The organism is Vibrio sp. 10N.261.52.C2, assembly GCF_041471425.1.
Taxonomy (GTDB): Bacteria; Pseudomonadota; Gammaproteobacteria; order Enterobacterales; family Vibrionaceae; genus Vibrio; species Vibrio crassostreae_C.
In genome coordinates this window covers 1-9,451 of sequence record NZ_JBFROH010000046.1, presented here as the reverse complement: position 1 = coordinate 9,451, position 9,451 = coordinate 1, and the positions used below count along the sequence as shown (strand labels likewise).

General features: G+C 43.1%; 11 protein-coding genes and 1 other RNA gene. 9 read left to right on the top strand and 3 right to left on the bottom strand.

The window, feature by feature from the left end:
* Nucleotides 1–94 precede the first annotated feature (94 nt).
* Complete coding sequence (locus AB4307_RS17520; RefSeq protein ID WP_004736423.1) at nucleotides 95–415, top strand: DUF1244 domain-containing protein; 321 nt, start codon at nucleotides 95–97, stop codon at nucleotides 413–415.
* 92 nt (nucleotides 416–507) lie between these two features.
* On the opposite strand, the gene AB4307_RS17515 is transcribed toward AB4307_RS17520, so the two are convergent.
* Nucleotides 508–1,575 (bottom strand): PLP-dependent cysteine synthase family protein, encoded by a 1,068-nt coding sequence (locus AB4307_RS17515; protein WP_136978152.1) that lies wholly within the window; start codon nucleotides 1,573–1,575, stop codon nucleotides 508–510.
* Between the two features lie 129 nt (nucleotides 1,576–1,704).
* On the opposite strand from AB4307_RS17515, the gene AB4307_RS17510 reads away from it, so the two are divergent.
* Nucleotides 1,705–2,178 carry an Lrp/AsnC family transcriptional regulator gene (locus tag AB4307_RS17510; RefSeq protein ID WP_017062025.1) on the top strand — a complete coding sequence of 158 codons (474 nt, stop codon included), beginning with the start codon at nucleotides 1,705–1,707 and terminating at the stop codon, nucleotides 2,176–2,178.
* Nucleotides 2,179–2,263: 85 nt separating this feature from the next.
* The gene (locus AB4307_RS17505) at nucleotides 2,264–2,932 is read left to right on the top strand and encodes a hypothetical protein (protein WP_372132796.1); all 669 of its coding nucleotides are present in this window, start codon (nucleotides 2,264–2,266) and stop codon (nucleotides 2,930–2,932) included.
* Between the two features lie 133 nt (nucleotides 2,933–3,065).
* Here the strand turns inward: AB4307_RS17505 and tesB are convergent, their stop codons facing one another.
* Nucleotides 3,066–3,926: an acyl-CoA thioesterase II gene (gene tesB, locus AB4307_RS17500; RefSeq protein ID WP_029235187.1), complete on the bottom strand. Its 861-nt coding sequence runs from the start codon at nucleotides 3,924–3,926 to the stop codon at nucleotides 3,066–3,068.
* A 168-nt stretch (nucleotides 3,927–4,094) separates the two neighbouring features.
* Between tesB and AB4307_RS17495 the strand changes: the two genes are divergently transcribed.
* Nucleotides 4,095–4,535: a YbaY family lipoprotein gene (locus AB4307_RS17495; protein WP_372132790.1), complete on the top strand. Its 441-nt coding sequence runs from the start codon at nucleotides 4,095–4,097 to the stop codon at nucleotides 4,533–4,535.
* Nucleotides 4,536–4,610: 75 nt separating this feature from the next.
* On the opposite strand, the gene AB4307_RS17490 is transcribed toward AB4307_RS17495, so the two are convergent.
* A complete protein-coding gene (locus tag AB4307_RS17490) occupies nucleotides 4,611–4,913 on the bottom strand; it encodes an MGMT family protein (protein ID WP_060982945.1) in 303 nt (100 codons plus the stop codon).
* Between the two features lie 227 nt (nucleotides 4,914–5,140).
* Between AB4307_RS17490 and AB4307_RS17485 the strand changes: the two genes are divergently transcribed.
* The 5 genes from AB4307_RS17485 to AB4307_RS17465 all read left to right on the top strand — a co-directional run.
* The gene (locus tag AB4307_RS17485; RefSeq protein ID WP_017064066.1) at nucleotides 5,141–5,884 is read left to right on the top strand and encodes a VP0952 family biofilm-associated protein; all 744 of its coding nucleotides are present in this window, start codon (nucleotides 5,141–5,143) and stop codon (nucleotides 5,882–5,884) included.
* 196 nt (nucleotides 5,885–6,080) lie between these two features.
* Nucleotides 6,081–6,177, top strand: an RNA gene (ffs, locus tag AB4307_RS17480) — signal recognition particle sRNA small type.
* A 119-nt stretch (nucleotides 6,178–6,296) separates the two neighbouring features.
* Nucleotides 6,297–6,920 carry a TnsA endonuclease N-terminal domain-containing protein gene (locus tag AB4307_RS17475; RefSeq protein ID WP_102333420.1) on the top strand — a complete coding sequence of 208 codons (624 nt, stop codon included), beginning with the start codon at nucleotides 6,297–6,299 and terminating at the stop codon, nucleotides 6,918–6,920.
* Nucleotides 6,921–6,922: 2 nt separating this feature from the next.
* Nucleotides 6,923–8,800, top strand: coding sequence for a TnsB C-terminal domain-containing protein (locus AB4307_RS17470; RefSeq protein WP_372132787.1), 1,878 nt, complete (start codon nucleotides 6,923–6,925; stop codon nucleotides 8,798–8,800).
* A gap of 17 nt (nucleotides 8,801–8,817) precedes the next feature.
* Nucleotides 8,818–9,451 (top strand): TniB family NTP-binding protein (locus AB4307_RS17465; RefSeq protein ID WP_372132793.1); only part of this gene is annotated, 634 nt, incomplete at its 3' end.

The window sequence follows — 9,451 nt, the reverse complement described above, 5'->3', positions numbered from 1 at the left end:
AACTTTACGGGGTCACTTCAGAATTGCAGGCTTTTTTTGTATAACAAACAGAGCTCAACGAATTAATACAATAAATCGAATAAAGGAAAGTAAAGTGGCTGAATTTAAATACAAAGATCTTTCTCAAGAAGAACAAGATAAGCTGGATGCAGCAACCTTTCGTCGCCTGCTAGCACACCTAGATAACAATAAAGATGTGCAGAACATCGATCTGATGATCTTGGCTGGCTTCTGCCGAAACTGTTTCAGTAAATGGTACAAAGCGGAAGCAGAGCAACAAGGCTTAGACTTGGATATCGATGACGCTCGTGAGCGCGTATATGGCATGACTTACGATGAGTGGAAACAAAACCATCAGCCAAAAGCGACGCCTGAACAACTAGCGGCATTTGAAGCGAAGCAGAAGCCAGAGTAATTTGTTCTCGTTGGTGGTTGATTAATAGAATGAATAAACAAAAAGAGCCCATCAAGGCTCTTTTTAGTTTGGAGTCGGTGCTTGCTCTGTATTTAAGCCAACTCACCCGTTTGCGAGAAAGCTTCTAACTTCGCCGCGTACGGCTGTAGGTCACCGATATTCAGATTTACCCACTCGTCATTGAAGTAAGTGTCTAGGTAACGTTCACCGCTATCACATAGCAAAGTCACGATAGAACCTTTTTCTCCACGAGCTTTCATTTCACTGGCTAGCTGAAGCACACCGTACATGTTAGTACCGGTTGATGCGCCAACCTTGCGACCAAGAATGTCAGATAACCAATGTGTCGTTGCGATACTTGCTGCGTCTGGGATTTTACGCATTTCGTCAACCACACCAGGAATGAAGCTTGGTTCTGCTCGTGGGCGACCAATGCCTTCAATCTTGCTGAATGTACTACATTTCACGTTCGCATTGCCTGTTTGGAAGTATTCGTGGAATACAGAGTTCTCAGGGTCCACAACACAAAGCTTAGTTTCATGTTGTTGGTAGCGAATGAAACGGCCAATCGTCGCTGAAGTACCGCCAGTACCTGGGCTCATTACTACCCAAGCCGGAACTGGGTGATCTTCCATCTGCATTTGATTGAAAATCGAGTTCGCGATGTTGTTGTTACCACGCCAGTCGGTTGCGCGCTCAGCGTAAGTAAATTGATCCATGTAGTGACCATTCAATTCTTCTGCTAAACGGCGAGACTCATCGTAAATTTCATCTGAGCGGTCCACAAGATGCGCTTGGCCGCCGTAGAATTCAATTTGCTCGATCTTTTTCTTCGCTGTGCATTTTGGCATTACCGCGATAAATGGAAGACCAAGTAGGCGAGCGAAGTAAGCTTCAGACACCGCAGTACTGCCCGATGAAGATTCAATGATCGTGGTTTCTGGGCCAACCCAACCGTTACAGATAGCGTATAAGAAGAGAGAACGCGCTAAACGGTGCTTTAAAGAGCCTGTAGGGTGTGTGCTTTCATCTTTAAGGTAAACATCAATGCCTTCGATACTTGGTAGATCGAGCTTGATAAGGTGCGTATCCGCTGAGCGTTGGTAGTCCGCTTCAATTTTACGAATCGCGTTGTTAATCCATTGATGGTCAGTGCACATAAACGTTCTCCTGATCGAGTGTAGGAATTCTTTGTAATTGGTATGGTTCTAATTTATCTATAATCGGAGAGAAAAACTTTGCCATATTTGCTTTGTTTTGCTTAAATTGTGGAAAATTATTCTCTTTAAATGCGATTTGGTGAAAGTGTGATAGATGCCGTAGATAAAAAAATATTAGGGTTACTGCAAGAAGACAGCACCCTGTCATTGAACGATATTTCTGAAGCGGTCAATCTCACTACAACGCCTTGTTGGAAAAGGCTTAAGCGCCTCGAAGAGAACGGCATTATTGAGAAAAGAGTTGCACTGCTGAACCCGGAAAAACTGGATCTTTCCTTTACTGCGTTCGTATTGGTGAAAACCAGTGATCATTCTCATGAGTGGTATGGTCGTTTTGTGAATACTGTGTCGGAATTTCCAGAAGTGATGGAGTTCTATCGCATGGCTGGCGAATATGATTATATGATGAAGGTTCAGGTTAAAGACATGAAGTGCTTTGATGATTTCTATAAGCGCTTGGTGAATAGCATTGATGGTATCTCTAATGTGACCTCGACGTTTGCGATGGAACCATTGAAGTACACGACAGCATTGCCGCTTTAAGCTGCGCCTAGTAATAGATTAACTATCGCTTTAGTTTAACTATCTTCTCAGTTTAGATCTCGTCTCTGCGATAAAGAAAAGGATTATTCATGTTTGCAAAGTATCTACCGCTATCCAGCTGGTACTGGCGGTCGCCATTTTTTACTTGGGTTACACCATCTACTCATTGACTAATAAAGTCGGTGAAATCGTTGATACTTACCCGCAAGTTATCGAAGACATATCGGGCCTCACCAAAGGGCTCAAAGTAGAAGAGCTATTAGCGCTTGCAGAACATGTCAGCGATCTTGCTCCTCAGGTGTTAAACACTGTCGAAGAAGTTAGAAAGACGATCGATGATGTGAATCAAACCGTAGCCTCGGTCGACAACAAAATCCCTGCGATATTAGATGAAGTGAAAAATGTTCGAACGGAAGTCGAGCAGGTAAGAACCGATGTTATTCCACCAACATTAACTGAATTAAAGAGATACCGCGTAGACGTAATGCCACCAATGCTCGCTGAAAGTAAGTCTTACCGCGAACAGACTATTCCTGTCATCGTCACGGAATCTGAAATGCTACGAGCGGAAGTCCCAGGTATTTTGGCACAAGCTAATTTGTTAGCTGATAAGAGTAAGGAACTCGCTCAGGGAGCCGCTGAGGGCGCGGTGAAAGGCGTAGTGTTATCGCCATTTAACCTTCTACGAGACGCAGGTGATGGCATTAAAACGCGAGTTCAAGGCGAGTTTGAGCCAACGTTAGAAGTTGAGTAGGTTTTATTGATTTTTGCGTGACGAGTTTTCTTAAGCGTCATTAAAGAAAGAGGCTAGGTATTAAACCTAGCCTCTTTTTGTTTGTGCGTATTTGGGGCTTGTAAGAAGCGTTTATCCGCTATTTATTTGAGTGCTATTTAGTAAAACGCATCACACCTTCTTGTACTGCTGTCGCTACCAGCTCACCTTTCTGGTTGAAGATCTCGCCGCGCACTAGGCCGCGAGTGTTCGCTGCCGTTGGGCTTTCAATCGCATAAAGCAGCCATTCGTCCATTTTGAATGGGCGGTGGAACCAGATTGAGTGGTCAATCGTCGCCACTTGAAAATTTGGCGTCATGATAGAGACTTCATGTGGGTGAAGCGCCGTCACTAAGAATCCCCAATCCGATGCGTAGGCAAGCAGGTATTGGTGGATCAAGTGGTTGTCTGGCATCGCGCCATTCGCTCTTACCCAAAGGTATTGTTTCGCTTCCGTCTTCTTAGGTTTCAGTGGGTTTACCACCGTCACCGGACGCATCTCAATCGGCTTTTCGCCACAGAAGGTTTTGCGCAGTTTCTCTGGTAAGAATTCCGCAATGTGGCTCGCTAATTCAGTTTCTGAGGCAAAGTTCTCTGGTCCCGGAATATCAGGCATTGAAATCTGGTGCTCAAACCCTGGCGCATCGCCATGATAAGAAGCAGTGAGATAGAAAATAGGGCGGCCATTTTGAATCGCTTTTACACGGCGTGTGCTAAAGCTGCGTCCATCTCGTAGGTTCTCAACATCGTAAATGATTGGCTTTTCAGGATCGCCGGGAAACAGAAAATAACTGTGGAACGAGTGAACACTACGGTCGTCTTGAACGGTATAACGAGCAGCAGAAAGCGCTTGTCCCAATACCTGACCGCCGTATACCTGTGGTAGGCCTAGGTTCTCACTTTGCCCACGGAATAAACCTTCTTCCAGTTTTTCTAGCTGAAGTAAACTTAGTAATTCTTGTAAAGGTTGACTCATCGCCAGCATTCCTCTTCGTAAAATGGGTGTCAGATTATGGTGTTAATCATTTAGCTTAGTCAGATATCTGTCAATAAATCATAGGGTTTCAAGACAGAATATGAAAGCTCTCTTATAATTGGTGAGTAGATTTGCCGAGTCCGGCAAACATGTTGAGAGAAATTGAATATGAAAAAGGCTCTAATTCTTCTTACGTCTTTAGTATCGTTTGGCCTACTTGTTGGTTGCCAAGCAACATCAGAAACGAGCGCTTCTCAAGAAGTGGTTGCAGAGAACACTCAAGTGATTTCAGGAACAGTAAGCTACCGTGAAAGAATTGCATTGCCAGAGAATGCAGTGGTTACCGTTACGCTAGAAGATATCTCACTGGCTGATGCACCATCGACGGTTATCGCAACTCAAGAGTTCACCACAGACGGTAAGCAAGTACCGTTCGCATTCGAGCTGAGCTACGACAACGACAAAATTAAAGCTAACCACCGTTACAACATGCGCGCATCGATTCATGTTGACGGTAAACTGCGTTTCACTACTGACACTATTAAGTCAGTAATTACTGATGTAGAAAATACACAGCAAGCAGACCTACGTTTGGTTGGTGTTCGTTAATCAGAAATCGATGCCACTGTTAAGGCATCTTGATTGGCTTAACTTAGCCAGTTGAATTGACGATTAGTGGCAGCTCTAGGGCTGCCATTTGTATATTCTGAGTTTGATCTTTCCTGCATCACTCACCTCAACCCCTTCTTTAACCAAATGCTGCTTTTGTCGGTCGAACGAATCACCCTTTAAAGAGATTTCACCCTTGCTGTTTATCACTCGATACCAAGGCAGTTTGCTACCTTCTGGCAGGTTACCCAGCGCTTTACCAACATGGCGCGCATAGCCCGGAAATCCTGAAAAACGTGCTATGTCTCCATAAGTTGTTACTTTCCCATATGGAATTTGGTGAATCACAGCAAAGATTTGGCTCAAAAATTGGTCCATACTAAATGTTCCTAGTTCATAAATACCAATCACAGTAAATAAGTGTTCAAAAATAGCGCAGGGAATAAGCTTGAGAGCAAGGCCGCTCTTTTTGATAAGAAGTTTTGATAAGTAGTTATTCTACAATCAAAAAATCTAACGAGGTTATCGAGTTTTTTAACAAGCTAGGGTGACCAGTTAATTACTACGATTGGTATGGTACCACGGATCGGTAGAAGGAGAGGGCTATGGTATTTACAACGTTTCAGTTCTTGATCACCACATTATTAGCGGTTGTTTGCGCGAGAGCAATCAGTTTAAGTGAGGGAGATATCCCGGTGCTTGCAATGGTAATTCCTGCTTTATGGATTTTACCGCAGGGGGGCATAGCAGGATTAGCTTTGCTTGTTTCCATGACCACTTATGGTCTAACCCTTCCTTTGCAGCCTATCACGCTGTCTGTCAGTGCGTGGGTACTGTTCCCGCTATTGATGGTGGTCTTTTCAAGACGCAGTAGTTTGTCGGTCGTGATTATTTCCGGCTTGATTGTGACTACTTTGCAGGTCGGGATCATGGTGACACAATCAGCAGGCAAGCTTGAAGGCGTCCCGTGGGTTACCACACTTCAAACCTTATCAATCATCGTGATTTGGTGGGCGGCAAATCATCTTAAGCCTGCTAGCCGACACAGCTGGTGGTCATTAGGCTTAATACTTCCATTATGGATAGCCGATTTACCTTATGCCGCTTTGGTTGCCTTGTGTGTAACGGGCATCATGGCATCGATGGAAACGCTGACGCGCTTGAAAACCTTCCGCTGGAATAAACTACTGTGTTGGACACTGCCAACGGTTGGTTTTGCGGCTTTGGTGATTACCCCAAGTATCGAAGTACCTAGTCCAGTCTTTGTAGTATGGTTGTGTCTATTAGGCACCGCGTGGATGACAGACTACATCATTCGCACAGAAGATAACGAAGATATCGATATTTAGTACTCCAGCAATCCAACCCTTCCAAATGCAGGTAAATGGTGAATTTACCTGCGATTTTCTAGTGGTTTGAATAAAGGATAAGCACTTAGACCGCAATTGTTCAAAAATAGGGTGGAAGGGCTTGCAATGGTTGCTGTGATGCTTAATAATCCAATCACTCTTTGAGGCAAGCCTCTTAGAAAACAAATCTATGGGGGCCTGGTCCTCCCGCAACAATAGCTCGTGAACTCGGTCAGGCCTGGAAGGGAGCAGCCGCAGCGAGTGACTTGTGTGCCGGGATGTGGCTGGGTTCCCACCCCTTTGATGTTTGCAAACTAAGTTAGCATAAATTGCAAAGAAGTTAGCAAATTTGCACTATAAGTCAGCATAGTCTATTTTTTGTTGTAGGTTTACAACAAAAGTGATGCGCACTATGTTCGACCAAACCAAAAAATCCTCTCACGTTCACAACATCTGCAAGTTCATGAGCTTGAAAAATGATGCTGTTGTTCGCACTCTCTCTGTTTTAGAGTTCGATTTTTGTTTCCATCTCGAATATAACCCTGATGTTAAAGGGTACATATCTCAACCACACGGTTTTTATTACTACTTTAATGGTCGCAAGTGTCGTTATACGCCAGATTTTTTAGCCGATAATCATAACGACCAATCTACTCTTATTGAGATTAAGCACTCAAGCCAGATTTTAAAACCAGACTTCAGGCTCCGATTTGCTGAAAAACAGCGAGTAGCACTAGAAGAACAAGGAAAACGCCTTGTTTTAGTGACAGAGAAACAAATTCGTATTGACCCAATATTTAGTAACTTAAAGCTGTTACATCGTTACTCTGGTTTGCATACCATCACTAAAGCGCAAAAGTCTGTTCTCGGATTTATACAACGTAGACAGAAAGTACAATTACGCGAAATCTCCGACCACTTAGGACTGTCTGAGCATGAAACTCTGATATCAACACTCTGTTGGCTATCGTCAGGGAGAGTTAATACTGATATTAGAAGCTCTGATTTTGGTTTGAATAGCTACGTTTGGTGTTAGGTATGACGTCAGATTTTGATGACGTTTTTGGTTTCATTGATGAAATGGAAGCTTCTGCCAACGAAGCGGAATTAGTAACCCAAATACCGAGTGATTTATTTGAAGAAGATAAATCGTATCTCCCTTCCATTGATACCTATCCTGTAAAAACTCAACAAGAAGTATTACGACGTCTTAAAGTCATTCAATTTACTGAAAAACGTCTAAAAGGTGGGTGGACAGAAAAAAATCTTGTACCGATTTTAAATCAGGTTGAACAAGAGCTAGGGCTATCTCCACCGAGTTGGCGAGTTCTTGCCGGCTGGAAGAAAATGTATTTTGAATCAGGGAGAACCGTTTTTTCGCTCATTCCTAAACACGCCCAAAAAGGAAATAGAACCGTTCATACAGATTCACAGTCGCTCATTGATGAAGCGATTGAAAAAAAATACCTGACTAAAGAGCGTTTAAGCGTTGCAGAGGCTTACCGCTATTACAAAAGCCGAGTAATTAAAGCCAATCAAGAAATAGTCGAAGGCAAAATCAAGCGAATTAGCCAAAGAGCATTTTATGACAGAGTGAATAGTTTACCACCCTATGATGTTGCAGTGGAAAGGTATGGAAAGCGATATGCAGATAGAGAGTTTCGTTCTGTAGGCCAGCAAATAGAGGCGACGAAACCGATGGAGTACGTTGAAATTGACCATACTCCAGTCCCTGTCATACTGATTGATGATGAATTGGATATTCCATTAGGTCGCCCATATCTAACCATGCTCTATGACAGGTTTAGTAAGTGCATCGTCGGCTTCAGCGTTAACTTTAGAGAGCCTAGTTTTGATTCCGTCAGAAAAGCACTATTAAGTACTTTGCTAGACAAGCGCTGGGTAAGCGAAAAATATCCCTCAATAACAAATGATTGGCCATGTCATGGAAAAATAGACTATCTGGTCGTTGATAATGGTGCCGAGTTTTGGAGTGATAGCCTAGAGGACTCTTTGAGACCTTTGGTGTCGGATATTCAATACAGCCAAGCTGCCAAACCGTGGAGAAAGACCGGTATAGAAAAGTTATTTGATCAACTAAACAAGGGGTTGGTTAACGCTCTGCCTGGAAAAACATTCACAAATCCCACTCAGCTTAAAGATTACGATCCTAAAAAAGAGTCTGCCGTTAGAGTTTCTGTATTTATGGAGTTAATACATAAATGGGTTATCGACCGCTATCACATGGACTCTGATAGTCGAGAAAGGAATGTTCCTTATCATAAGTGGAATGAATCGAAATGGCTTCCAAATTTCTACCAAGGACAAGCTGCGGCCGAGTTACGTATTGAGTTGGGGTTGTTAAGGCACCGGACGATAGGGATCGCTGGGATAAGGTTGCACAATTTATGCTATCAATCGGATGAGCTCATAGAGTATCGAAAATACAATTCGGTTAATTCACAAGGGAAACTCTTCGTCAGGACAAAAACCGATCCGTCGGACATAAGCGCTATCTACGTTTTTCTTGAATCAGAAAAGAAATACATAAAAGTCCCAGCGGTTGATAACAGTGGGTATACCAATGGACTTTCGTTGTTCGAACATGAGCGAATTCAAAGAGTGCGCAGGTTGAATACCCGAAGCCTCGTCAATGAAGAGTCTTTAGCCGATACCTATCTCTATATGGAAGCTCTTATTGAAGGGGAAGCTGAGAGAATGCGTAGTTCTAAAAACAAAAAGCTCACCCAACCTAAAACAGGGAACACTTCTAAGATTGCAAAATACAGAGATGTTGGCACGGAAGGACCTGGCTCAATCGTTAGAAAAAATGAAAGCAGTAATTCAGCATTAAACGTTGTTAGTACTCAACTATCATTGGACGATGATGATCTTGAAGAGATAGAGGGCTACTAATCGTGAATTTTACTTCCATGCAGTGTGAACAATTGAAAGCCTACGATAATTGTTTTATTGAGTACCCCGAAATTACGGAGATCTATTCGATATTCGATCAACTTCGTTTTAATCACTCCCTTGGCGGTGAACCGGAGTCTTTCTTGTTAACTGGTGAGGCCGGAAGTGGAAAGACGGCTTTGATCAACAATTATCTATCACGCTTTCTGCCGAGTTCAACTTGGAGCAAACAACCTGTTCTTAGCACCAGAGTGCCAAGCCGCATAAATGAACAGAACGCGCTTACGCAGTTTCTAGTCGATTTAGATGGAAAGTCAGGCGGAAGAGGTACCCGACGACGTAATGAAATTGCTCTTGGTGAGGCAGTTGTAAAGCAACTTAAACGTAAATCTGTTGAGCTGATTATCGTCAATGAAATTCAAGAGCTTGTGGAGTTTTCTACAGCAGAAGAAAGGCAAGCTATTGCTAATACGTTCAAATATATAAGTGAAGAAGCAAAAGTCTCGTTTGTGCTGGTTGGTATGCCATATGCTGATGTAATAGCGACAGAGCCACAATGGAACTCACGATTAAGTTGGAGACGAAAGATTAACTATTTCAAGCTGTTGAAAGCTAACAGCCATTCGAGTGGAACGGCATCTTATAGTTTTG